The 22,089-nt window shown below is 71.7% G+C and carries 23 protein-coding genes and 1 pseudogene; 8 read left to right on the forward strand and 16 right to left on the reverse strand.

Going from position 1 to position 22,089, the window contains the following annotated elements; all coding sequences use genetic code 11:
• Positions 1-41: 41 nt before the first annotated feature.
• From MXD64_RS17080 to hxlB, 4 genes are all read right to left on the reverse strand, one after another.
• Positions 42-764, reverse strand: coding sequence for an alpha/beta hydrolase (locus MXD64_RS17080; protein WP_017887950.1), 723 nt, complete (start codon positions 762-764; stop codon positions 42-44).
• Complete coding sequence (locus tag MXD64_RS17085) at positions 761-1,267, reverse strand: GNAT family N-acetyltransferase (protein ID WP_159556143.1); 507 nt, start codon at positions 1,265-1,267, stop codon at positions 761-763. The genes MXD64_RS17080 and MXD64_RS17085 overlap by 4 nt, the downstream gene beginning before the upstream one ends.
• Before the next feature lie 148 nt (positions 1,268-1,415).
• Positions 1,416-2,042 carry a 3-hexulose-6-phosphate synthase gene (hxlA, locus tag MXD64_RS17090; RefSeq protein ID WP_017887948.1) on the reverse strand — a complete coding sequence of 209 codons (627 nt, stop codon included), beginning with the start codon at positions 2,040-2,042 and terminating at the stop codon, positions 1,416-1,418.
• An 11-nt stretch (positions 2,043-2,053) separates the two neighbouring features.
• Complete coding sequence (hxlB, locus tag MXD64_RS17095; protein ID WP_017887947.1) at positions 2,054-2,617, reverse strand: 6-phospho-3-hexuloisomerase; 564 nt, start codon at positions 2,615-2,617, stop codon at positions 2,054-2,056.
• Between the two features lie 110 nt (positions 2,618-2,727).
• Between hxlB and MXD64_RS17100 the strand changes: the two genes are divergently transcribed.
• Positions 2,728-3,573 carry a helix-turn-helix transcriptional regulator gene (locus MXD64_RS17100; protein ID WP_017887946.1) on the forward strand — a complete coding sequence of 282 codons (846 nt, stop codon included), beginning with the start codon at positions 2,728-2,730 and terminating at the stop codon, positions 3,571-3,573.
• 30 nt (positions 3,574-3,603) lie between these two features.
• Here MXD64_RS17100 and MXD64_RS17105 read toward each other — a convergent pair whose 3' ends face one another.
• The 6 genes and pseudogenes from MXD64_RS17105 to MXD64_RS17130 all read right to left on the reverse strand — a co-directional run bounded on the left by MXD64_RS17105 (position 3,604) and on the right by MXD64_RS17130 (position 11,365).
• Positions 3,604-4,287, reverse strand: coding sequence for a response regulator (locus MXD64_RS17105; protein WP_017887945.1), 684 nt, complete (start codon positions 4,285-4,287; stop codon positions 3,604-3,606).
• Complete coding sequence (locus MXD64_RS17110; RefSeq protein WP_017887944.1) at positions 4,284-6,776, reverse strand: ATP-binding protein; 2,493 nt, start codon at positions 6,774-6,776, stop codon at positions 4,284-4,286. The genes MXD64_RS17105 and MXD64_RS17110 overlap by 4 nt, the downstream gene beginning before the upstream one ends.
• A gap of 121 nt (positions 6,777-6,897) precedes the next feature.
• Entirely contained in the window at positions 6,898-7,497 is a 600-nt protein-coding gene (gene kdpC / locus MXD64_RS17115) for a K(+)-transporting ATPase subunit C (RefSeq protein WP_263136854.1), read from the reverse strand.
• A gap of 2 nt (positions 7,498-7,499) precedes the next feature.
• Positions 7,500-9,597: pseudogene (gene kdpB / locus MXD64_RS17120) on the reverse strand (potassium-transporting ATPase subunit KdpB).
• Positions 9,594-11,276 carry a potassium-transporting ATPase subunit KdpA gene (kdpA, locus tag MXD64_RS17125; protein WP_056072128.1) on the reverse strand — a complete coding sequence of 561 codons (1,683 nt, stop codon included), beginning with the start codon at positions 11,274-11,276 and terminating at the stop codon, positions 9,594-9,596. The pseudogene kdpB and the gene kdpA overlap by 4 nt, the downstream one beginning before the upstream one ends.
• Complete coding sequence (locus tag MXD64_RS17130) at positions 11,276-11,365, reverse strand: potassium-transporting ATPase subunit F (protein WP_017887940.1); 90 nt, start codon at positions 11,363-11,365, stop codon at positions 11,276-11,278. Before MXD64_RS17130 ends, kdpA begins: the two co-directional genes overlap by 1 nt.
• Before the next feature lie 342 nt (positions 11,366-11,707).
• Between MXD64_RS17130 and MXD64_RS17135 the strand changes: the two genes are divergently transcribed.
• Entirely contained in the window at positions 11,708-12,046 is a 339-nt protein-coding gene (locus MXD64_RS17135) for a hypothetical protein (RefSeq protein WP_228500774.1), read from the forward strand.
• Positions 12,021-12,554 (forward strand): Abi family protein, encoded by a 534-nt coding sequence (locus MXD64_RS17140; RefSeq protein WP_263136855.1) that lies wholly within the window; start codon positions 12,021-12,023, stop codon positions 12,552-12,554. Before MXD64_RS17135 ends, MXD64_RS17140 begins: the two co-directional genes overlap by 26 nt.
• Here the strand turns inward: MXD64_RS17140 and MXD64_RS17145 are convergent, their stop codons facing one another.
• Positions 12,555-13,511: a helix-turn-helix transcriptional regulator gene (locus MXD64_RS17145; protein WP_263136856.1), complete on the reverse strand. Its 957-nt coding sequence runs from the start codon at positions 13,509-13,511 to the stop codon at positions 12,555-12,557.
• A gap of 62 nt (positions 13,512-13,573) precedes the next feature.
• Between MXD64_RS17145 and MXD64_RS17150 the strand changes: the two genes are divergently transcribed.
• The gene (locus tag MXD64_RS17150) at positions 13,574-13,993 is read left to right on the forward strand and encodes a VOC family protein (RefSeq protein ID WP_017887937.1); all 420 of its coding nucleotides are present in this window, start codon (positions 13,574-13,576) and stop codon (positions 13,991-13,993) included.
• Between the two features lie 96 nt (positions 13,994-14,089).
• Positions 14,090-14,623 carry a hypothetical protein gene (locus MXD64_RS17155; protein WP_263136857.1) on the forward strand — a complete coding sequence of 178 codons (534 nt, stop codon included), beginning with the start codon at positions 14,090-14,092 and terminating at the stop codon, positions 14,621-14,623.
• Between the two features lie 13 nt (positions 14,624-14,636).
• On the opposite strand, the gene MXD64_RS17160 is transcribed toward MXD64_RS17155, so the two are convergent.
• Positions 14,637-15,449 (reverse strand): putative RNA methyltransferase, encoded by an 813-nt coding sequence (locus MXD64_RS17160; RefSeq protein WP_017887935.1) that lies wholly within the window; start codon positions 15,447-15,449, stop codon positions 14,637-14,639.
• 67 nt (positions 15,450-15,516) lie between these two features.
• On the opposite strand from MXD64_RS17160, the gene MXD64_RS17165 reads away from it, so the two are divergent.
• The 3 genes from MXD64_RS17165 to MXD64_RS17175 are packed head-to-tail and all read left to right on the forward strand — an operon-like array spanning position 15,517 to position 17,707.
• Positions 15,517-16,134: a CG0192-related protein gene (locus MXD64_RS17165; protein ID WP_263136859.1), complete on the forward strand. Its 618-nt coding sequence runs from the start codon at positions 15,517-15,519 to the stop codon at positions 16,132-16,134.
• 51 nt (positions 16,135-16,185) lie between these two features.
• Positions 16,186-17,124: an aldo/keto reductase gene (locus MXD64_RS17170; RefSeq protein ID WP_263136860.1), complete on the forward strand. Its 939-nt coding sequence runs from the start codon at positions 16,186-16,188 to the stop codon at positions 17,122-17,124.
• A gap of 37 nt (positions 17,125-17,161) precedes the next feature.
• Complete coding sequence (locus MXD64_RS17175; RefSeq protein WP_263136861.1) at positions 17,162-17,707, forward strand: GNAT family N-acetyltransferase; 546 nt, start codon at positions 17,162-17,164, stop codon at positions 17,705-17,707.
• A gap of 81 nt (positions 17,708-17,788) precedes the next feature.
• On the opposite strand, the gene MXD64_RS17180 is transcribed toward MXD64_RS17175, so the two are convergent.
• The 4 genes from MXD64_RS17180 to MXD64_RS17195 all read right to left on the reverse strand — a co-directional run bounded on the left by MXD64_RS17180 (position 17,789) and on the right by MXD64_RS17195 (position 22,082).
• Positions 17,789-18,256, reverse strand: coding sequence for a hypothetical protein (locus MXD64_RS17180; RefSeq protein WP_263136862.1), 468 nt, complete (start codon positions 18,254-18,256; stop codon positions 17,789-17,791).
• Positions 18,257-18,328: 72 nt separating this feature from the next.
• Complete coding sequence (locus MXD64_RS17185) at positions 18,329-18,541, reverse strand: hypothetical protein (RefSeq protein WP_263136863.1); 213 nt, start codon at positions 18,539-18,541, stop codon at positions 18,329-18,331.
• Between the two features lie 64 nt (positions 18,542-18,605).
• Entirely contained in the window at positions 18,606-18,836 is a 231-nt protein-coding gene (locus MXD64_RS17190) for a hypothetical protein (protein ID WP_071250069.1), read from the reverse strand.
• 33 nt (positions 18,837-18,869) lie between these two features.
• Complete coding sequence (locus MXD64_RS17195) at positions 18,870-22,082, reverse strand: GH92 family glycosyl hydrolase (protein WP_263136864.1); 3,213 nt, start codon at positions 22,080-22,082, stop codon at positions 18,870-18,872.
• Between the last annotated feature and the right edge of the window lie 7 nt (positions 22,083-22,089).

Raw genomic sequence — 22,089 nt, forward strand, 5'->3', positions numbered from 1 at the left:
GTCTGGAGGCCCGTGGTGCGTCCGCCGGTCGGCGCGCGGAGTCAGCGCAGGTCGCGCACCCAGGCCTCGACCGCGTCCGAGATCTGCTGCCGGGCATCAGCACGGCTGATGGTCGCCGTCCGGTCGCCCGGCTGGTCGCCGTAGGCACCGAAGTCGGCGTGGTTCGACCCCTGGATCTCGGTCATGGTGGCGGTCGACGGCAGCTTGTCCCGCGCGGCGTCGACCTTGGCCGGCGTCGACAGGCCGTCACGCGAACCGGAGACGCTCAGCACGTCGATGTACGAGCGGCTGATGTCGTTCGCGCAGTAGCTGCCGAAGAGCAGCAGACCGTCGGCGTCCTGGGCGAGCTGGCACGCACGGACCCCGCCGAGGGAGTGCCCGCCGACGGCCCAGCGCGTGACCGAGGGGGCGTGGGCCTCGAACGTGGCGAGCGGCCGGGTGTCGAAGAACGCCAGGTTGAGCGTCGGCTTCGTGATGACGACCGTCGTGCCGTTGGCGACCACCTGCCGGAACGTCGCCATGTAGGCGTAGGGATCCACCTTCGCACCGGGGATGAACACGATCCCGACCCCGTCGGCCTGGCCGGTCGGGGTCATCACCACCGAGTCACCGGCGTCCCGCACCGCGATCCGGTCGTCACGCCAGACCTGCAGGGCGGCACTGCGCGTGCCCTGCATGACGATGTGCGCCCACACGAGGAACACCACCGCGAGCAGGACGACGACGGCGACGATCCAGGTGGTCCAGCGCAGCGCTCGGTTCATGTGGCCACCGTACGGCGCATCAGGACCTCGGTCCGGCCGTCCGGCAACGGATCGCCGGGTTCGTCGCGGGCGCTGAAGCCGACGTGCTCGTCGGCGCGACGGGCGACGGCGTTGTCGGGCAGCACCGAGAGTTCGAGCTCGGTGGCTCCGGTAGCAGCCGCCCACGTGGCGATCGCGTCGATGAGTGCACGGGCGATCCCGCGGCCGCGCGCTGCCGGGTCGACCCACATCGAGATGAGCTCGGCGGGGCCGTCCGGGTCGGTGGACGGGACGCCGCTGGCCATCCCGACGACCGCGCCGGGTCCGTCGGCATCGGTGTCGACCGCGAGCAGGTCGAGCGCTCCCGGGATCGACAGGCGGGTGCGCCACCGGTGCTCGGGGGCGTCCACCCAGTCCTGCAGCGTCGAGCCGAAGGCGTGCGGGGCGTCGGCGAGGGCGCGGAGGCGCACGGTTCGCCACGCTTCCCAGTCGTCGGCGGTCACGCGGCGCAGTTCGATCCCCACGTCCCGACGGTACCGCGGAGCGGGGTGCGACCGGCAGGGCGGAACCGGCAGGGTCCCGCATCCAGTGCGCAGAAGACGTCGGGTGCGGTGGTCGCACCCGACGTCTTCTGCTCACTCGTCGGCCGTCGCCCGGGAAGGGCGACCGGGACTACGCCTTGATGGCGGCGCGGATCTCGGCGGCGGCTGCGCCGACGTCCGAGGCGCTGTAGATCGCGCTGCCGGCGACGGCGATGCGGGCACCGGCATCCTGCACCGAGGCGACCGAGGACGCGTTCACGCCGCCCGCGATCGAGAACGGGACGCCCGAGTCCTTGCCGGCGTCGAGCAGGGTCGAGAAGGTGAAGCCCTCTTCTGCCTGCTCGTCGAGCCCGGCGTGGACCTCGACGAACTCGGCGCCGAGTGCGACGACCTCGCGGGCACGGGCGGCCTTGTCGGAGACGCCGATCAGGTCGACGACGATGCCCTTGCCGTGCTTCTTCGCGGCCTTGACGGCGCCGACGATCGTCGAGTCGCCGGCGACACCGAGGACGGTGACCAGGTCGGCACCGGCCGAGAAGGCGATGTCGGCCTCGAGCTCACCGGCGTCCATGGTCTTGAGGTCGGCGAACACGATCTTGTCGGGGTGCGCTTCCTTGATCGCGGTGACGGCGGACAGGCCGGCGCTCTTGATCAGGGGCGTGCCGAGCTCGAGGACGTCGACGTGCGGCGCGGCCGCGGCGGCGAGCTCGAGGGCGGCTTCGGTGGTCAGGGTGTCCATGGCGAACTGGAGCTGCATGGGTGTGCCTTTCATTCGAGGTTGGCGTGACGGGGCCAGAGGTCGTCGGCGGACTGCCCGCCTCGGGCCCACAGGGCGTGGAACACGGCGTCGCCCACCAGGGCGACCGCCTGTTCGAAGAGGCCACCGGCGTACTGGGCCGAGGCGGTGCCGGAGCGGTCGGTCTTCGTCGCGGCGGGCAGCACGATCGTGACGTCCGCCAGCTCGGAGAGCGGGGAGTCGTCGGTGGTCGAGAGCGCCACGACGGATGCCCCGACCTCGTGCGCGGTGCGCGCGGCCTGCACGATGCCGGTGGTCGTCCCGGAACCGCTCGCGACGAGGAGCAGGTCACCCTGCCGGATGGCCGGGGTGGTGACCTCGCCCACGACGTGCGCGTCGAGCCCCAGGTGCATGAGGCGCATCGCGGTCATGCGGAGGGCGAGGCCGGAGCGACCGGCGCCGTGGACGAACACCCGGTCGGCGCCCTCGATCAGGTCGAGTGCACGCTGTGCGGGAGCGTCGTCGAGGCGGGCTGCAAGGTCGCCGACCTCGCGGACGACCAGGTCGAGCGCTGCGGAGACGGTGGTTGCTGCCATGACGACGATCCTTCCTTCAGCGGACCCTGCGCGCCGCTACCCGCCCCGGCAGGGGTCCCATCCCATCGGGTGGGCCCGTCCGCTCGGGTGGGACGGGTACGGTCGCCTCCATGGACGCATCGGTCGACACCCTGGAGGCCCGGGGCGGCTCCGCCATCCGGCTCGCGGCCGCCGAGCACGCCCGCACCGTCGCCGAGCAGGCGGACCGGCACGCCCTCACCCTCGAATCCGTCCTCGCCGTGCTCCGGTCGTCGCGGGTCACCGACGCGGCCGCCCGGGCCGAGGCCGTCGAGATCGCCTCGGCCGCCCTCGTCGACCTGCGCACCGTGACCGATCAGCAGCGGAGCACCCTGCTCGAACCGGTCACCGGTGCGTTCTCGCGGCTGCGCGCCGACCTGCGGCCGCTCGTGCGCTTCGGGGACCTCGACGTGCAGTTCGTCGAGCCGCCGGCAACCGGTCGTGCGCTCCCCGGTGACGTCGCCCACGCTGCCCGGGCGATCGTGCGGACCGCGGTGCTCGCCCTGGTCGACGACGGTGCGGCGAAGCGGGTGCGCATCCAGTGGGACTGCGACGGCCGGAACCTGCTCATGCAGCTCCGCGACGACGGCTCCGGCACGCTCGACGTGCAGGACGACGCCATGCGACCGATCGCCGAGCGGGTCGTCACGCTCGACGGGCGGGTGCAGGTCGCGAGCACGCCCGGCTGGGGGTCCGTGCTCGACATCTCGCTGCCCCTCGACCCGCGACCGACCGAGGTGGACGCGGTCGACGACGGCGATCTGACCCCGCGGGAGCGCGACGTGCTGCGGCTCGTGGCGACCGGTGTCGGCAACCGGGAGATCGCCGAGGGGCTCGGCATCAGTGTCAACACCGTGAAGTACCACGTGGCGAACCTGCTCCGGAAGCACGGCGCCCGGACCCGGGCCGAGCTCGCGGCGTTCAGCTCCCGGGCGTGAACCGACGGGATCGCGACGCGTGCCGGGTTCCTACGCTCCGGGGGCGAAGCGGTACCCCATGCCGGACTCCGTCACCAGGAAGCGCGGGTGCGCGGGGTCGGGCTCGAGCTTCCGCCGCAGCTGGGCCATGTAGAGGCGCAGGTACCCGGAGTCGTTGCCGTGCGTCGGCCCCCAGACCTCGGTCAACAGCATCTCGCGGGTCATCAGCCGGTCGGGGTTCGTGACCAGGACCTCGAGCAGGCGCCACTCGGTGGGCGTCAGGCGGATCGCCGGACCCTCGGCCGGGGTGACCTGCTTCGCGACGAGGTCCACGAGCAGCGGTCCGATCGCGATCGTCGGGGTCTCCTCCGTCGCCACCACCCGGCGTCGTCCGAGTGCCCGCAGCCGGGCGAGGAGCTCGTCCATCTGGAACGGCTTCGTCACGTAGTCGTCGGCGCCGGCGTCGAGCGCGTCGACCTTGTCCGACGAGTCGGTCCGGCCGGAGAGCACCAGGACGGGCACCTGCGACCAGGCCCGGACGCCCTCGAGCACCCCGATGCCGTCGAGTCGGGGCATGCCGAGGTCGAGGAGCACCAGATCGGGGCGCTCGGTGATGACGGCGTCGATCGCCTCGCGCCCGTCCCGAGCCGTGACGACGTCGTACCCACGCGCCGAGAGCGTCACCGACAGCGCACGGACGAGCTGCGCGTCGTCGTCAGCGATCAGGACCTTCATCGGATCTCCACTCCCACGTGCCCGGCGATCGGCAGCCGCACCACGACGGTGAGGCCACCGCCCGGGGTGTCGTCGACCTCGATCGTGCCGCCCATGCCCTCGGTGAACCCGCGCGCCAGAGCCAGGCCGAGCCCGAGGCCGGTCTCGTTGTCGGTGTCGCCGAGCCGCTGGAACGGCTGGAACACCTCGTCGCGGCGGTCCGCGGGGATCCCGGGGCCGTGGTCGGCGACGCGGAGTTCGACCACGCCGGCGAAGGCGCTGGCGGCGACCCGGACGTGGGTGCCGTCCGGGGCGTACCGGGCGGCGTTGGCGAGCAGGTTCACGACGACGCGCTGCAGCAGGACGGGGTCGGCGAGCACCGGCGGCAGGTCGGCGGGCAGGTCGAGGTCGACGTCGTCGGGGCCGAGCTCGAGCTCGTCGAGTGCGGGGGCGACCACCGTCTCGAGTGCGATCGACGCCGGGGTGACCGCGAGGACACCGGCCTGCACGCGGCTGACGTCCAACAGGTCTGCCAACAGCACCGCCAGCTGACCGAGGCTCTCGTCGGCGGTCGCGAGCAGCGCCTCCCGGTCGGGTCCGGACAGGTCGATGTCGGGCGCACGCAGCGTCTGCACGGCGGCGGAGGCCGCTGCGATCGGTCGGCGCACGTCGTGGCCGACGGCCGCGAGCAGTGCGCTGCGAACCCGGTCGGCGGCGGCGATGCGTTCGGCACCGACGGCCGTGCGGGTCAGCTCGCGGTGCTCGACGGCGGCGTCGAGCTGCTGCTCGACGACCCGCAGCAGGCGGCGCTGGGTCGGGTCGTCGGGTGCGCCGGCGAACTCGAGCACGGCGCCGGAAGCGAGCGTCGTCGACGCGTCCGGCGTCGCACCGAACTCGCCGGAGGTCGCCGGCACCTCGTCGCCCTGGCGGATCCGGACGCCGGCGAAGCCGAAGGCCTCACGGGTGCGGTCGAGCAGCGCCTGCAGGGCGTCGTCACCACGGAGCACACTGCCGGCGATGCCCATCAGGAGCCCGGACTCGGCCGAGGCCCGACGGGCGGCACGTGACCGGCGGGCGGACCGGTCGACCACGAAGCTGACCAGCACCGCGCTGATGACGTACATGACCAGCGCGAACAGGTGCCACGGCTGCTGGACCGTCACCATGTAGAGGGGTTGCACGAAGAAGTAGTCGAGACTCAGCCCGGACAGCACGGCCGCGAACACCGCCGGCCACATCCCGCCCACGAGCGCCACGACGAGCACGAGCAGCTGGTACGCCAGCACGTCGACGGTGATGGCGTCCGGGTCGCTGCCGATCGACAGCACCCAGGTGAGCAGCGGGCCGACCAGGACCGACAGCACGAACCCGGCGATCACGCGTCCGCGGGACAGACTGCCCCCGAGCTTCGGCAGGGTGATCCCGCCGCCGGCCCGCTCGTGCGTGACGACGTGCACGTCGATGTCGCCGGACTCCCGGATGACGGTGTTGCCGATGCCCGGACCGGTCATGGCGGCCGCGAGCCGGCTGCGGCGGCTGACCCCGATCACGATCTGGGTGGCGTCGATCGACCGTGCGAACCGCACCAGGGTGCTCGGTACGTCGTCGCCGACGACCTGGTGGTACGTCCCACCGAGTTGCTCGAGCAGGGTCCGCTGCTTGCCGAGCGCGCCGGGGTGCCGCACCCGCAGGCCGTCGTTCGTGGTCACGTGGACGGCGGCGAGCTCGCCGCCGGCGCTGCGGGCGGCGATGCGGGCGCCGCGGCGCAGCAGGGTCTCGCCCTCGGGGCCGCCGGTCAGGGCGACGAGCACGCGCTCCCGGGTCTCCCAGCGGTGTTCGATGCCGTGCTCGGCGCGGTAGGCCTTGAGCGCGTCGTCGACCTCGTCCGCGAGCCAGAGCAGGGCGATCTCGCGCAGGGCGGTGAGGTTGCCGAGGCGGAAGTAGTTCGACAGCGCGGCGTCGATCCGGGCCGCCGGGTAGACGAGCCCGTCGGAGAGCCGTTCGCGCAGCGCTGCCGGGGCCAGGTCGACGACCTCGATCTGGTCGGCCGCGCGCACCACGGCGTCGGGGACGGTCTCGCGCTGCACGGTGCCGGTGATCTCGCGGACCACGTCGCCGAGGGACTGCATGTGCTGCACGTTGACCGTCGAGATGACGTCGATGCCGGCGTCCCGCAGCGCTTCGACGTCCTGCCAGCGCTTCTCGTTCGGGCTGCCGGGGGCGTTCGTGTGGGCGAGTTCGTCGACGAGCGCGACCTCGGGTGCCCGGGCGATGACAGCGTCGAGGTCGAGGTCGTCCAGGTCGACGCCGCGGTGCGAGACGGTGCGGCGGGGCACCACCTCGAGCCCGTTCACCAGGGCCGCGGTGGCGGCGCGCTCGTGCGTCTCGACGACGGCGACGACCACGTCGCGACCCTCGTCGAGCAGCCGACGCCCCTCTTCGAGCATCGTGTAGGTCTTGCCGACACCGGGCGCTGCACCGAGCAGGACCCGCAGCTTCCCGCGCTTCACGTGCTCATCCTCTCGCGTGCGGGGGTCGGTCTCCGCAAAACACCGGTGTTCACCTGTCGCACCGCGGTCTGCGAGTGTTCGACGCGCGAGCACCGGTGTCTTGCGGAGGGGTCGCCCACGCTCAGGACGCCTTCGCCAGCGCCAGGTTCAGCGCGAGCACGTTCACCACGGGCTCACCGAGGAACCCGAGCTGCCGCGAATCGGTGTGCGACTGCACGAGCTGCCGCACGGTGGCGACGGACAACCCCCGTGCCGATGCCACGCGCGCCACCTGCTGGCGTGCGTACTCCGGGCTGATGTCCGGGTCGAGCCCCGAGCCCGAGGCGGTCACGGCGTCGGCCGGCACCTGTGCGGCGGGGACCCCGTCGGCCTTCGCCAGGGCGGCACGACGCTCCTCGACGGCCTTGAGCAGGTCGGCGTTGTTCGGCCCGAGGTTCGAGCCGGAGGACGCCCCCGCGTCGTAGCCGTCCCCGGCGGCGGACGGCCGCGACTGGAACCAGCGGTCGGCCTGCTTCCCGGTGAACGACTGCCCGATCAACGAGGAACCGACGACCTTGCCGGACGAGTCCGTGACCATCGAGCCGTTGGCCTGGTCGTGGAACGCCGCCTGGCCGACGCCCCAGACGGCGAGCGGGTACCCGACGCCGAGGACGACGGTGGCGACGAGGGTGAGGCGGATCGCCACACCGGCGGAACGGAAGGTGGAACGTGCAGATGCCATGACTAGAACCCCGGGATGAGACCGACCACGAGGTCGATCAGTTTGATGCCGATGAAGGGGACGACCACGCCGCCCAGCCCGTAGACGAGCAGGTTGCGGCCGAGGATCGACGACGCTGCGGCTGCGCGGTACTTGACGCCACGCAGGGACAGCGGGATGAGCGCCACGATGACCAGCGCGTTGAAGACGACCGCCGACAGGATCGCGGACGACGGGCTGTGCAGCCCCATGATGTTGAGCGCCGCGAGGCCCGGGAACGCGGCCTGGAACATCGCCGGGATGATCGCGAAGCTACTTCGCGACGTCGTTGGCGATGGAGAAGGTGGTCAGGGCACCGCGGGTGATGAGCAGCTGCTTGCCGATGCGGACGACGTCGATGAGCTTGGTCGGGTCGGAGTCGAGGTCGACCATGTTGCCCGCCTCCTTCGCCGCCGTCGTACCGGTGTTCATCGCGACGCCGACGTCCGCCTGGGCCAGGGCCGGGGCGTCGTTGGTGCCGTCACCGGTCATGGCGACGAGGTTGCCGCCCTCCTGCTCGCGCTTGATGTAGGCGAGCTTGTCCTCCGGGGTGGCCTCGGCCAGGAAGTCGTCGACGCCGGCCTCGTGGGCGATGGCTGCCGCGGTGCGGGGGTTGTCACCGGTGATCATCACCGTGCGGATGCCCATCGACCGGAGCTCGGCGAACCGTGATGCCATGCCGTCCTTGACGACGTCCTTCAGGTGCACGACGCCGAGCAGCGTGACCGCACCGGTCGACGACCGACGGCCGACGACGAGCGGTGTGCCGCCCTGGTCGGAGATCTCCGCGACGGTCGCGTCGATGGCCGAAACAACACCGGCTCCGGTGGTGTCCGCCCATGCGAGCACAGCCGCAGCGGCACCCTTCCGGATCTGCGATCCGTCGGGCAGGTCGAGACCGGACATTCGCGTCTGCGCCGTGAACGGCACCTCGACGGCCCCGTCCGGCAGGCCCACGGCGGCGCCGTCCTCGCGCGCCAGGTCGACGATCGAGCGTCCTTCCGGGGTGCTGTCCGCGGCACTCGACAGCGCTGCGGCTTCGAGCAGGTCGGCGGTCGTCACGCCCGGCACGGGCACCACGCGGGATGCCCGGCGGTTGCCGTAGGTGATCGTGCCGGTCTTGTCGAGCAGCAGCGTCGTGATGTCACCGGCGGCCTCGACCGCGCGGCCCGACATCGCGAGCACGTTGTGCTGCACGAGTCGGTCCATGCCGGCGATGCCGATCGCGGAGAGCAGGGCCCCGATGGTGGTCGGGATGAGGCAGACGAGCAGGGCGATGAGCACCGGCACGCTGACCGTCGCACCGACGAGCCCCGCGATGGGCTGCATCGTCAGGCAGACGATCACGAAGACGATCGACAGCGAGGCGAGCAGGATGTTCAGCGCGATCTCGTTCGGCGTCTTCTGCCGTGCCGCACCCTCGACCAGACGGATCATCCGGTCGATGAAGGTCTCGCCCGGGGTCGAGGTGATGCGCACCACGATCCGGTCGGACAGCACGCGGGTGCCGCCGGTGACGGCGCTGCGGTCGCCGCCGGACTCGCGGATGACCGGTGCCGACTCACCCGTGACGGCCGACTCGTCGACCGACGCGATGCCGTCGATGACGTCACCGTCGCCCGGGATGACCTCGCCCGCGACGACCAGGACCACGTCGCCCTTGGCCAGGTCGACGGAAGCGACCTCCTCGGTCGCGTTGCCGGTCGCGGCCGCGTCGGACGTCGCGTACCCGAGCACCCGGCGGGCACTCGTGGTCGAGCGGGTCTTCCGCAGGGTGTCGGCCTGGGCCTTGCCGCGGCCCTCGGCCACCGACTCCGCCAGGTTGGCGAAGACGACGGTGAGCCAGAGCCAGACGGCGATGGCGATCGTGAAGGCGGACGGCTCGACGACGGCGGCTGCCGTCGTCAGCGCCGCGCCGACCTCGACGATGAACATGACGGGGTTCCGCCACATGAGTCGCGGATCGAGTTTCCGCAGGGCGCCCGGGAGGCCCGCCACCAGCTGGCGGGGTCCGAATGCGGACGAGCGGATGGCCGGCCTGGAGGCGGTGGTCGCCTCGTGCTCGGAGGTCACGGTGGTCATGACAGTCCTTCTGCGAGCGGACCCAGTGCGAGCACCGGGAAGTAGGTGAGTGCGGTGACGATGACGGCGACGCCGCCGAGCAGCACGATGAAGAGCGGGCGGTGGGTGGGCAGGGTGCCGGCGGTCTCCGGCACCCGGTCCTGCGCCGCGAGGGATCCGGCGAGCGCCAGGACGAACACCATCGGCACGAAGCGGCCGAGCAGCATCACGACGCCGAGCGAGGAGTTCATCCACGTGGTGTTCGCGGTGAGTCCGCCGAAGGCCGAGCCGTTGTTGTTCGCGCCCGAGGTGAAGGCGTAGAGCAGCTCGGTCAGCCCGTGGTTGCCGGGGTTGAAGATCGACGTCCCGAGCACCTGTTCGCGGACCCCGGGGATCACGAGCGAGAGCCCGGTGGCCAGGAGCACGAGCGTCGGCGTGACGAGGATGTACAGCGCCGCGAAGGTCATCTCCTTGGCGCGGATCTTCTTGCCGAGGTACTCCGGGGTTCGGCCGACGAGCAGGCCGCCGATGAACACCGTGATGACGGCGAGCACGAGCATGCCGTACAGGCCGGAGCCGACGCCGCCGGGGGTGACCTCGCCGAGCATCATGTTGACGAGCGCCATCATCCCGCCGATCGGGGTGTAGCTGTCGTGCATCGCGTTGACGGCGCCGGTGGACGTCGAGGTGGTCGCGGTCGAGAAGAGCGTCGAACCGAGGATGCCGAAGCGGCTCTCCTTGCCTTCCATCGCGGCCCCGGCGGCGTGTGTGGCGATCCCGCCGCCGCCGAGCTCGGCGATCGACATGACCGACAGCGAGACGAGGAAGATCGCGCCCATCACGGCGAGGATCGCGTAGCCCTGGCGGTCGTCCCCGACGAGCCGCCCGAACGTGCGCGGGAGCGAGAACGGGATGACGAGCATGAGGAAGATCTCGACGAGGTTCGTCCACGCCTGCGGGTTCTCGAACGGGTGCGCCGAGTTCGCGTTGAAGTAGCCGCCACCGTTCGTGCCGAGTTCCTTGATCGCCTCCTGCGAGGCGACGAACCCGCCGGGGATGTGCTGCGTGCCACCGATGAGCGTGGTGACGTCGGTGCCGCTCCCCCACGACTGGACGACCCCGCCGGCGACGAGCACGATCGCGAAGACGAACGCCCCGGGCAGCAGCAGCCGGCCGAGCCCGCGGACGATGTCCACCCACACGTTGCCGAGGGTGCCGGACTTGCGACGGGCGAACCCGCGCACCAGCGCCACGGCGACCGCCAGGCCGACGGCTGCGGACAGGAAGTTCTGCACCGCGAGGCCGGCCATCTGCACGGTGTAGCCGAGGGTGACCTCGGGCGAGTACGACTGCCAGTTCGTGTTCGACACGAACGACGCCGCGGTGTTGAACGCGAGCGAGGGTCCGACACCGGGCAGTCCGAGGTCGCCGGGCAGGACGACCTGGATGCGCTGCAGCAGGTAGACGAGCAGGAGCCCGGCGACGCTGAAGAGCAGCACGCCGCGCAGGTACACGGGCCAGGACTGCTCGGCGTCCGGGTCGACGCCGATCAGCCGGTAGACCCCGCGCTCGACCCGGTTGTGCCGGACGGGCGTGAAGACCTTCGCCATCCAGTCGCCGAGCGGGCGGTACGCGACGACGAGCAGCAGGACGAGGGTGGCGACCTGGGCGATGCCCGCCCAGAGGTCCGCGGCGCCCACTAGAAGCGCTCCGGACGCACGAGCGCCCAGACGAGGTACACGACAGCGGCGATGCCGAGGACGGCGGCCGCGATGGTGATGCCGATCACAGCCGTTCCACCCCCTTGGCGATCAGTGCCACCACGCCGAACACGGCGAGGACACCGGCGACGACGAACACGTCGAACACGAGGGACTCCAGAAGGTCTGCGGTGTCCGCGCCGGGTGACGCGGACCGGCACCACTTGTGGTGCCGAACCGATGCTGGATCCTGCGCCGGGCCTCCAGGCCGCTCCTAACGGATCCCTGACGCCGCCCTGGCGGACGCATGCACGCTCCTAACGCCTGTGGAGAGCGCTCGATCCCGTGACGCGGATCCTGGTAGGGTTTCAGCATCACGATCGGCCCGCTCGCCTCACGGCTCGGGCCGATTTTCTTGTCTCGGGGGGCGCATGGAGTACGTGAAACCGTGGCTCTCGATCGGTGAGCAGATCGAGAAGCTGGCTTCCAAGGGAGTCCGCATCGGTGATCGGGGCGTCGCGGGATCGGTGCTGCGCGAAGTCGGCTACTACCGCCTCACCGGATACCTCTATCCCTTCCGTGAATCGTCATCGGTCACCGATGAGGTCGGCCGCCGACACGGCGAGGTCCACGACCGGTACCGAGCAGGGACGGAGTTCGCAGCAGCCGGACACCGGAGCGTTCACTGCACCTCGGCCCGACCCACCGGATGGCTCCAGCGCACACACGGCGTGGCTGCAGCGAGTGCGAGACCGACAGGATTCCTCTGACGAACAGTTCGTCGCACACTTCCGAACCGAGTACGACGACCGGATGCCCATCTGGGCACTCACCGAAATCCTCGAACTGGGACACCTCGCTCGGCTGTACGGCGGTCTCCGGAACGACGTCGCCACCCGGATCGCCCGAGAGTTCGGCGTCCCGACCAAGAAGACGATGCTGAGCTGGCTCGCCTCGGTCAACTACGTCCGGAACGTCGCAGCACACCATGCGCGTCTGTTCAACCGGAAGTTGGTCGTGGTCCCGAAACGGCCGAGGTCCGGTGCGGTACCGCTCCTCGCACATCTCTCGGGAACCGATGCCCCGAAGCAGTTCGGTGCGTACAACACCTTGGCGGCGATGGCGTACCTGCTCAGGTCGGTCCCGTCCGACCACGACTGGGCCGAGCGCGTGGCCGCTCTCCTCGGGGCCTTCCCGAGCAACGAACACCTCGATCTCTCGTCGATGGGTGTCGGCGGCGGTTGGCTGGACCACGCGCTCTGGACAGGTCCCCACTGATCACGCTGGGCGACGCGTGCCGGCCGTGCGCAACCGGTCAGCGAGGTCTGCCACGGCCTCGACGAGCTCCTCCGGACCCGCGACGACGAAGTCGACCGCAAATCCTGACACCACGCCCGCGAGCCCGTCCCACGACCACGACCCGAGGGTGACGCGGGCCCGGTCGCCCTCGAGCTGCTCGACCACGGCGTCCTCGGGCAGGTACGGCGCGATCCGCCGCGCATCGTCCGCCGTCGTGGTCACCGAACCGGTGCACGGCCACACGTCGTCGACCGCCGACCCCTTGAACCGCGCGGACACGAACGCGGCCGCATCGCCACCGGGGATCGGACGTGGCGTGAAGGGGACGCGGGTGCGCATCCGCGGCGTGATCCGGTCGATGCGGTGCGTGCGCCATTCGTCGCGGGCGGCATCCCAGTCGAGCAGGTACCAGCGACCGTTCCGGGCGACGACGGCGTGCGGTTCCACCCGGTGCGGGGTCTCGTCGTCGCCGTACCCGAAGCGGAAGACCTCGTGCAGGTGGACGGCCTCGCTCACCGCCACCAGGACCTCCGGGTCGGTGGTGGTCCGGCTCGTCGCGGTCACGGCCTGCACCGCGTCGACCCGGGACCGCAGTCGCGCGGGCATCACCTGCCGGACGGTCGCCAGGGCGCGGGCCGCCGACTCGGCGACGTCCGCCCCCGATGCCGGTGCCACGGCGAGCGCCAGGGCGATCGCCACCGCCTGGTCGTCGTCGAAGAGCAGCGGGGGCAGGTCGGAGCCGGCCTCGAGCCGGTAGCCGCCGGCCGGTCCGCGGAGCGCCTCGACCCGGTACCCGAGCCCACGGAGTCGATCGACGTCGCGGCGGACCGTACGGGGACTGACCTCGAGCCGCCCGGCCAGCTCGTCCCCCGGCCAGTCGCGGTGCACCTGGAGCAGGGAGAGCAGCGTGAGCATCCGTGCGGAGGGTCCGGCCATGGCGTCCATCTTCGTCCGAGAAGCGGACAGGATCTGACCGCATTGCCCGAGATCCTCGTCCCATGAGCATCGAAACGACAACCCACCTCAACTTCGACGGCGACGCCCGCGCGGCGCTCGACTTCTACGCATCGGTCTTCGGCGGCGAGGTCACCGCCGCCACCTACGGCCAGATGGGCGCCCTGGACGACCCGGACTGGGCGGACCGCATCGTCTTCGGGCAGGTCTCCACGGCCGCCGGCTTCCGCGTCATGGCCTTCGACGTCTGGCCCGGGCAGCCCTACGACCAGGGATCGAACGCCTTCTACGTGTTCGTGCACGGCGACGACACGGCCGAGATCGAGCGGTACTGGGCGGCACTGTCCGAGGGCGCCGAAGTACGGCAGCCCCTGGAACCCTCGGCCTGGGCACCGTTGGCCGGGCAGCTGCGCGACCGCTTCGGCGTGGTCTGGCAGCTCGACGTCGCGGCCCCGACCGAGTGACGCGGCGGTGCGGCCCGGATGGTCCCGCCCCGCACCGACGCTCGGACGTTTGTGAACCACTTCCCCACGGAATCCAGCCGCCGATAGCGTGCTGGCATGCCCGAGTTCCGCCCGATGCCCGGTTACGAGCTCGGCCACGGATGGGTGGCCGCCCGCCGACGCCGCTCCCGGTTCGGCAGCGTGTGGCGCTGGATCGGGCCGCCGGTCGCACTCGTCGCCGTCGTCGCTGCCGCGCTGCTGTTCCACTGGTACGCGGGCGTGGCCGACCAGGTCGAGTGGGAGTGCGCGGTGTCCACCTGCGGCACGAGCGACCCGCGGTCCTTCGCGCCGGAGGGGTGCTGGGCGCTCCTCGTGCTCGCCGGTCTCGGCACCGTCCGGGTCCCCGGGCGGTGGTGGTGGACGGGCGCGCTCCTGCTCGGGTTCGCGCTCGTCGCCGCGTGGTCGATCGACTGGTGGCGGATGCCCGGCACCGACCTCGGGCTGTTCGTGACGCCGATCGGAGCCGGGAGCCTGGGCGTCGTCCTCCTGCTCGCCCGGATCGGGATGGCCGTCGACCGTGTGCGCGGGCGAGCCCACACCGCCCGTCGGCGGGCCGAACAGGACAGTCCGCGGGACGTGGGCGAGCGCTGACCCGGTCGGAGGATCAGCCCGAGCGGCTCCAGGTGCTGACCGTCACGGTCGCGGTCACGCTCGTCGGCGCGAACACCTGCTCCGCCGAGACGTGGTGGTGGCTCGGCCCCATGTGCACGACGTCGTGGACGTCCTCCGCCGACAGCTCCATGGACCACATCAGGTCCTCGGAGGACCGCAGCGCGAACGACGGCGTCAGGGAGTCGTGCAGTCGGCGCTCCTTCTCCGGGTCCACGCTGATCGTCGCCTCGGCGAGCTCCGCCAGGTGGCCGGTCCGCGGGGTCACCACCACGAGCACGCCGTCGGCGTGCAGGACGCGGGCGTACTCGGTCTGGTTGCGGGGTGCGAAGACGTCGAGCAGGACGGCGGCAGCGCCGTCGACGACCGGGAGGCGCTCGGTCACGTCACCGACGACGGCCCCCGCGCGCTCGTGGGCGCGTGCCGCACGCCGGATCGCGACGGCCGACAGGTCGAGCGCGACCCCGAGCCTCCCGTCCGCCGCGCGCAGCGCATGCGCCAGGTAGGTCCCCGGGCCGGAACCGACGTCGAGCACGATGCCGGGCGCGGTGGCGTCCGCGACGATCGCGGCGAGCGCCCGCTCGACGGGCGCGTAGTGGCCGCGCCCCAGGAACCGCAGCCGCGCGTCCACCATCTCCGGGGTGTCCGCGGTGAGTGCGCGGCGCTTCGCGGGCAGGAGGGTCAGGTGGCCCTGCTTCGCCTCGTCGAACCGGTGACCGTTCGGGCAGCCGACCTGGCCGCCGTCGACGCGGCCGAGGGGCTCGGCGCACACGGGGCAGGCGAGCATCGGCAGCAGGTCGTCACGCACCGGCCCAGCGTACGGGCCTGGCTCCCCCTGACCGGATGTCGGTGCTGCGCGGCAGTACGGTCAGGACATGGCAGTCATCGAGCAGGCAACGCTCCGCCCCTCCAAGGCCGAGGCGCTCGCCGCCTGGCTCCCCGACCAGGCGTGGAGCGGCGTCGTCGCGGGAGCGCCGCTCGAGGTCGTCGGGCAGTTCCGGTTCGACGACCCCGCTGGCGAGGTCGGCATCGAAGTGCTGCTCGTCCGCACCGACGGCGGCCGGGTCCTGCAGGCGCCACTGACCTACCGGGACGCACCGCTGCCGGGTGCCGACGCGTTCCTGGTGACCGAAATGGACCACTCCGTGCTCGGACGACGGTGGGTGTACGACGCGGTGGGCGATCCCGTGCACGCCGACGTGCTGCGCCGGGCGATCGTCACCGGCGGGCACGAAGCGGAGCTCGAGTTGGCCAACGGTGCCGGACAGCGGCCGAAGGACGCCTGGGCCAGCGGCAGCGGCTCCGAACCCGACTCCCCCACGATCACCTCGTTGCACGCGACGACGGGTGCGGTGACGTCGATCGCGACCGACCACGGCACGATCGTCGTCGCTCGGGTCGTCGGTACGGCCCTGCCCGAGGGCGAGACGCTGACCGGGACGTGGACGGACGGCTCCGAGGTGCTCGCCGTCCTGCTGCCCGAACGCGCCTGAGGTACTGGCAGGGCCTGCCTGTGCCGGGGACCGGCTGGCAGGATCGACGACGTGAAGACACTGGAGTTGCCACAGACGGACCTCACCGCCTCCGACGTCGTCGTCGGACTGATGCGGATCAACGACATGAGCGACGAGGGCATCCGTTCGCTCTACAGCGCCTCGCGCGATGCGGGCGTGAACATGTTCGACCACGCCGCGGTCTACGGCGAGTGGCACGGCTGCGAGGAGCGGTTCGGCGCCGCCGTCACGCTGACGCCCGCGGAACGCGCCGAGATCGTGCTGCAGACCAAGGTCGGCATCCGGCCGACGCCGAAGGGCGCGTACTTCGACTTCTCGTACGAGCACATCCTCGAGTCCGTGCACGAGTCGCTCGAGGCACTGCAGACCGAGTACGTCGACGTGCTGCTGCTGCACCGCCCCGACGCCCTGGTCGAGCCGGAAGAGGTCGCGAAGGCATTCGACGAGCTGCACGCCGCCGGCAAGGTGCACCACTTCGGCGTCTCGAACCACACCCCCGGCCAGGTCGACCTGCTCAAGAAGCACGTCCGCCAGCCGCTCGCGTTCAACCAGGTGCAGCTGAGCATCACGCACGCCAACGTGATCTCGCAGGGCCTGACCGCGAACATGGGCGGCCTCGAGCAGTCGGTCGACCGCGACAACGACATCCTCAACTACTCGCGCATCAACGACATCACGCTGCAGGCCTGGTCGCCGTTCCAGAAGGGCTTCTTCGACGGCGTCTTCCTGGGCGACCGTGAGCAGTACGCCGAGCTGAACGACGTGCTCCAGGAGATCGCCGCCCAACACGGGGTCACCCCGACCGGCATCGCGGTCGCGTGGATCACCCGCCACCCCGCGCACTTCCAGGTCGTCCTCGGCACCACGAACCCGCAGCGTGTGCGGGACTCGGCAGCAGGCTCGGACGTCGAGCTGTCGCGCGAGGAGTGGTACCGGATCTTCACCGCGGCCGGACACACCGTTCCCTGAGCTGGAACGGCCCGGTCGGGTCGGGCAGGGTGGGGTCGTGCTCCACGACCTCGCCCTGCCCGTTCGTCTGCCCGCCCGCAGTGGCGAGGTGACGCTCCGGAACGCCACGGAAGCGGACCTCGACGCGCTCATGGCGCTGTTGTCCGACGACCCGATCAGCGCCGCACGTGGTGACGTCGCCGCGCCGGAGGACCGCCCGCAGTACGCCGACGCACTCCGGTCGATCGTGGACGACCCGGCGAACGCGCTGCTCGTCGCCGAGGACGCCGACGGACGACTCGTCGGGACTCTGCAGCTCACCCGGATCCCCGGGATGGCTCGTCGTGGTGCCACCCGGCTGCTCGTCGAGGCGGTGCGGGTCAGCAGTGCGCTGCGCTCCGGCGGCATCGGGAGTGCCCTGATGCGCTGGGTGACCGACGTCGCAGCGCCGGAGCTCGGGACCCCGCTCGTGCAGCTCACGTCGGACGCTGCACGGACCGATGCGCACCGGTTCTACGAGCGCCTCGGCTTCACCGGCTCCCACGTCGGGTTCAAGTACCGGGTCTCCGACCCTTCCGCCATCCCGCCTGATATGTCACACTGAGACCAGTCGCCCCATCGAGGTGGGTGCGGAAGTGATCCCCGGGAGATCCTGCGGTATAGCGGGGCCCGGGGATTCGCGCGTTCACCGACGGTGTTCGTGGACGTTCAGCACATGGTCCAGCTGCTCGAGGTAGGCCGTTTCCCCTCGCCGAGCCAGCGCGACCACGCCGCAGACCGCATCAGCCGCCCAGAGAAGTGGCTCGCGGCCACCTGGCAGGTGCTCGAACACCAGCCCGTGAACCAACTTGCGTGACCGCAGGGCGTCGAGGTGCGCGCGATCGTTCCGGTCCGAGGGCCCGCGAGATTCGAGGACGGATCGGTCAGTCACGCTCACGACCCCGATGGCTTCGAACGGATGGTCGCACAGCATCCCGACGATCCCGGTGCGGTGCCGGGCGTCGCTCTCGGACCAGTGCAGCTTCCGCGCCGATCGTGGCTTGATGGCGCAGAGCGAGTCCCGGAACCGCTCAGCATCGCGGTCGGCGACTGTCACCGCCCCGAGGATGTACGCGCCGGGGTCACGTTCGTCTCCGGGCTCGGACTCGTCCACGGAGGCCGTCGGTACCATTCCGGAATACTACCGGTCAGACAGTGACGCACGGCCGATCTGACCGAAGCCGCGCTAGTCGTCGGAGGCGGAACCAGCAGACCTCGGCGTCGGTACGTTCACGTCGACCGGGGACACCCCGGCGGGATCGGCGGAGGCACCACCCACGACGTCGAACGAGATCCCCAGCATCGCCGGGTCCTCGTCGAGTTCGAGCCCGTCCTGACGGACCTCGTCCTCCGGGATTGCACGGCCACCGGACGGGTCCCACGAGTTCGCGATCGACATGCGCACGAGCATGCCCGAGCCGCTTGGCAATCGCCCAAGAATCCCCGGAGGACCCCCGGAACGATCAGAGGTCGTCCGGGTGCAGCCGTTCGCCGGCGTGCGGACGCCGGAACACCGGGCCGCCGCCGGCCTCGTCCTCGTCGTGGTGGCTGACGGGCGAGACGCTCGGGTCGGCGGAATCGTCGCCGACGTCGGCGCCGCGGTCCTCCTCCACCTTGAGCTCGGACTCGTCACTGCCGTCCACGGGGATGGACCGGCCCTGCTGTTCGGGATCGAACGGTGCGCTCATCGACATGGGGGAGCATGCTCCCGCTCGGTGCACGCGCGGTCAGCGTTGTCCGTCGGCCGCGATGAGCTCGAGCTGCGTGAGTGCCAGGTCGGTGCCCGCGGTGAACGTGAACGACGAACCACCGCCGATGATCCGGAACACCCGGGTCTGGCCGGCCCACGTGAACTCGGCGCCGTCGACCGCGGTGACGGTGTCGTCGAGGCCGACCCGCCACGAGTACGACCCGGGCGATGCCACCGTCACCGTGTACAGCGAAGCGGCGGCGCACGACACGTCGAACGAGACGGACTCCCCGGCGGCGAGCCCCGTGACGGTGCGGCCGGTGTCGTCGGTGAGCGCCGAGACCCCGACGGGCAGGACGTCCACGGGGGCGTCCCGGTAGCCGTGCACGTCGGAGGCCGAGACGGGGCGGGTGTCCGACGCCCAGCCCTGCGGTTCGTCGGACAGTGTGAACTCGATCCGCGACGCGGCCACGACCACGCTGTGCGGGATGGTGACCGAGGTCCAGGGCGAGCCGTCGACCGTCACCGACGCCACGTACCGGCCTGCGGAGCCGGCGGCGATCTCGATGACCGTCTCCGTTCCTCTCCCCACCGGCACGGCCTGCCCGCCGCTGGCGCGTCGGTCAGGATCCGGCGGCGTGGGCCCAGGCTGTCGCAGCACGGTCCTGCGGACCGACGGCGGCACGAGCACGTAGGTGCCGGTCGACGGCGCCAGCGGGTACAGGCCGATGGTGGCGAAGACGTACCAGGCGCTCATCTCGCCGTTGTCCTCGTCGCCGGGGTAGCCCTGGCCGAGGTCGGACCCGACGAACAGGCGCTCGAGCGATTCGCGGACGATGCGGTGCGCGTCGTCGTGCCGCCCGGTGAACATCGGGAAGAAGGGGATGTGGTGCGCGGGCTGGTTCGACAGCCCGAGCATGCCCATCCGGACGTCGCGGGCCTCGGTCATCTCGTGGATCGGGAAGCCGTACGAGCCGGAGCGTGCGAGGGCGCCGGTCTCGGGGGTCGCGAAGAAGGCGTCGAGGGCGGCGTCGAAGCGCTCCGGCCCGCCGTGCAGGTCGACGATGCCGGCGCCGTCGTGCGGCGCCGTGAACGCGGTGCCCCACGCGTTCGTCTCGGTGTAGTCGTCGCCCCAGTCGCGCGGGTCGAACTCGGTTCCCACGCGCCACGAGCCGTCCGGGTCGCGGCCGATGAAGAACCCGCGCTCGGAGTCGAAGACGTGCCGGTACTGCAGGGACCGGCGGGCGAACCACTCGGCCTCGGCCTCGTACCGGGACAGGTCGGCGGGCGTCCGCGCACGCGATGCGAGCAGGCCCGCCATGACGGCCAGACCCCAGTCGTTGATGGCCGCGTCCAGGGTCCACGACATCCCCTCGTGGGTCGCCGTGTCGACGTGGCCGCGGAAGGCACCCGGGAGGCTCCCCTTGCGTCCGACGCGCTCGTCCCGCGGCGGGACGGTCGCGTTCCGCACCGCGCTCCGGTACGCCTCGGCCAGGTCGAAGCCGCGCACGCCCTTCACCGCGAGGTCGGCGAAGACGGTGTCGCTCGTGGTGCCGGTCATGCAGTCCTCGGCGCCGGGCGCGCTCCAGCGCGGGGTCCACCCGCCGTCGTGGTGGTGCTCGACGAAGCCCTGGGCCAGCTCGCCCGCGGTGTCGGGGGTCAGGAGTCCGAGGAGCGGCCAGGCGGTGCGGTAGGTGTCCCAGAAGCCGTTCGTGGTGGTGAACGGGCCGTCGACGATCTCCGGCCCGGGCTCGTCGCGGATCGGGTCCGCCAGCACGTCGCCGTACGGGGAGCGGTGCCGCGGGGCGCCGGTCAAGGCGGTCTCCCCGGCACGGTTCGGGTAGAGGAACAGCCGGTACAGGCCGGAGTACAGGCTCGTCAGCTGGTCGGGGCTCGCGCCGTCGAAGGACAGCGTCGCGAGCTTCTCGGTCCACAGCGCCTCGGCACGGGAGCACATGGCGTCGAACGAGCCGGCGTCGTCGAGGTTCGCGCGGGCGTCCTCGATCGAGACGGTCGAGATGCCGAGCAGGACGTCGACCGGGCCGCCGGTGCCGCCGGGCTCCCCCACGGACAGCCAGCCGCGCAGCTCGTGCTCGCCGATCGTCGTGTGGTCGGCGGTGACCCCGGCGACCCGCAGGTGCACGTGGTGCGGCGGGGTGCCGGGGCGGTCGTCGAGCAGAGCCTCGACCACGGCGGCGCCGTCGGTGACCGTCACGGAGACGTCGGACACCCGGCCGTGGTGGTCGAGCACGACGCTGCGGGTACCGGTGAACCGGAACCCGAGGGCGAACTCCCCTGCGGTCAGCTCGGCCGTCACACCGTGGTCGAGCGCGACCCGGTAGCGGTGCGGGCCGTCCTGCTCGTCCTCGTGGTCGAACCCGAGCGCGCGGGCGGCCCGGTCGACGTCGGGGGTGTCGAGCGGCGAGGGCATCACCTGGAACACCCCGCGGTCGCCCATCCACGGCGACGGGATGTGGCTCGTCGCGAAGGCCTGGATCGCCGGACGGAGTCGTCCCTGGTCGTCGAGCCGGTCGTGCTCCTGGTAGGCGTACGGCCAGCGGTTGCTCGAGGCGTCCGTCATCGGCAGCCCGAACACGCCGCCGTGCGGGACGCCGACGAGCGGGGCGTTGTTGCCGCGGGAGAACCGGGACGACGCCTGGGTGCCGCGGGTCGTCCGGACGTGGCCGAGCGCGGTCGTCGGGGTCGGGCGCGCGGGACCGATCCGGACGGCGTCGAGCCAGCCGCGCAGTGCCGGACGCTCGCCGTCGGTGGCCGCAGCCGACGTGTCGGAGCCGAGCCGGGCCTCCAGGCGGTCGACGACCAGCCCCGCGAACGGCGTGAGGTCGACCGCTCGGCGGTTCCACTGGTCCACCCACTGCTTGCGTGCTGTGTCCTGCGCGCCCGGGGTGACCACGTCGCCGTACTGGTCGCGGGCCCCCGCGTGCTCACGCAGCCGCGAGCCGTCGGTGAAGACGACGTCGACGGCGAAGGCCGTGGCGTCCCAGAAGTGCGGCAGGTCTGCTTCCGTCGGCTCCGTCGCCCCGTCGGGAAGGGTCCGCTCGGGGAACCAGACCCAGGACAGCTCGTCGCCGGGGGCGATGGTGCGTCCGGTGAGGCCGGGGACGATCGCCTCGGCCACCGACGCGCCCGCTGGTCGTTCGACGAGCCAGCCCGCGGCAGAACCGAAGCCGACACCGTTCCGAGCGGCCACGGCCGTCGTCGGACCACCGCTCCGTTGCAGTTCTCGCACCGTGCGA

It is taken from the genome of Curtobacterium sp. Arg-1, from assembly GCF_025643395.1.
In the GTDB taxonomy this organism is placed as follows: Bacteria; Actinomycetota; Actinomycetes; order Actinomycetales; family Microbacteriaceae; genus Curtobacterium; species Curtobacterium poinsettiae.

Excerpts from the sequence above, each read along its gene's own strand:
- MXD64_RS17080 (WP_017887950.1), bottom strand. The coding sequence starts at position 764 with ATGAACCGAGCGCTGCGCTGGACCACCTGGATCGTCGCCGTCGTCGTC.
- hxlA (WP_017887948.1), bottom strand. The coding sequence starts at position 2,042 with ATGCAGCTCCAGTTCGCCATGGACACCCTGACCACCGAAGCCGCCCTC.
- hxlB (WP_017887947.1), bottom strand. The coding sequence starts at position 2,617 with ATGGCAGCAACCACCGTCTCCGCAGCGCTCGACCTGGTCGTCCGCGAG.
- MXD64_RS17100 (WP_017887946.1), top strand. The coding sequence starts at position 2,728 with ATGGACGCATCGGTCGACACCCTGGAGGCCCGGGGCGGCTCCGCCATC.
- MXD64_RS17105 (WP_017887945.1), bottom strand. The coding sequence starts at position 4,287 with ATGAAGGTCCTGATCGCTGACGACGACGCGCAGCTCGTCCGTGCGCTG.
- kdpC (WP_263136854.1), bottom strand. The coding sequence starts at position 7,497 with ATGGCATCTGCACGTTCCACCTTCCGTTCCGCCGGTGTGGCGATCCGC.
- MXD64_RS17135 (WP_228500774.1), top strand. The coding sequence starts at position 11,708 with ATGGAGTACGTGAAACCGTGGCTCTCGATCGGTGAGCAGATCGAGAAG.
- MXD64_RS17145 (WP_263136856.1), bottom strand. The coding sequence starts at position 13,511 with ATGGCCGGACCCTCCGCACGGATGCTCACGCTGCTCTCCCTGCTCCAG.
- MXD64_RS17150 (WP_017887937.1), top strand. The coding sequence starts at position 13,574 with ATGAGCATCGAAACGACAACCCACCTCAACTTCGACGGCGACGCCCGC.
- MXD64_RS17155 (WP_263136857.1), top strand. The coding sequence starts at position 14,090 with ATGCCCGAGTTCCGCCCGATGCCCGGTTACGAGCTCGGCCACGGATGG.
- MXD64_RS17165 (WP_263136859.1), top strand. The coding sequence starts at position 15,517 with ATGGCAGTCATCGAGCAGGCAACGCTCCGCCCCTCCAAGGCCGAGGCG.
- MXD64_RS17185 (WP_263136863.1), bottom strand. The coding sequence starts at position 18,541 with ATGTCGATCGCGAACTCGTGGGACCCGTCCGGTGGCCGTGCAATCCCG.
- MXD64_RS17190 (WP_071250069.1), bottom strand. The coding sequence starts at position 18,836 with ATGTCGATGAGCGCACCGTTCGATCCCGAACAGCAGGGCCGGTCCATC.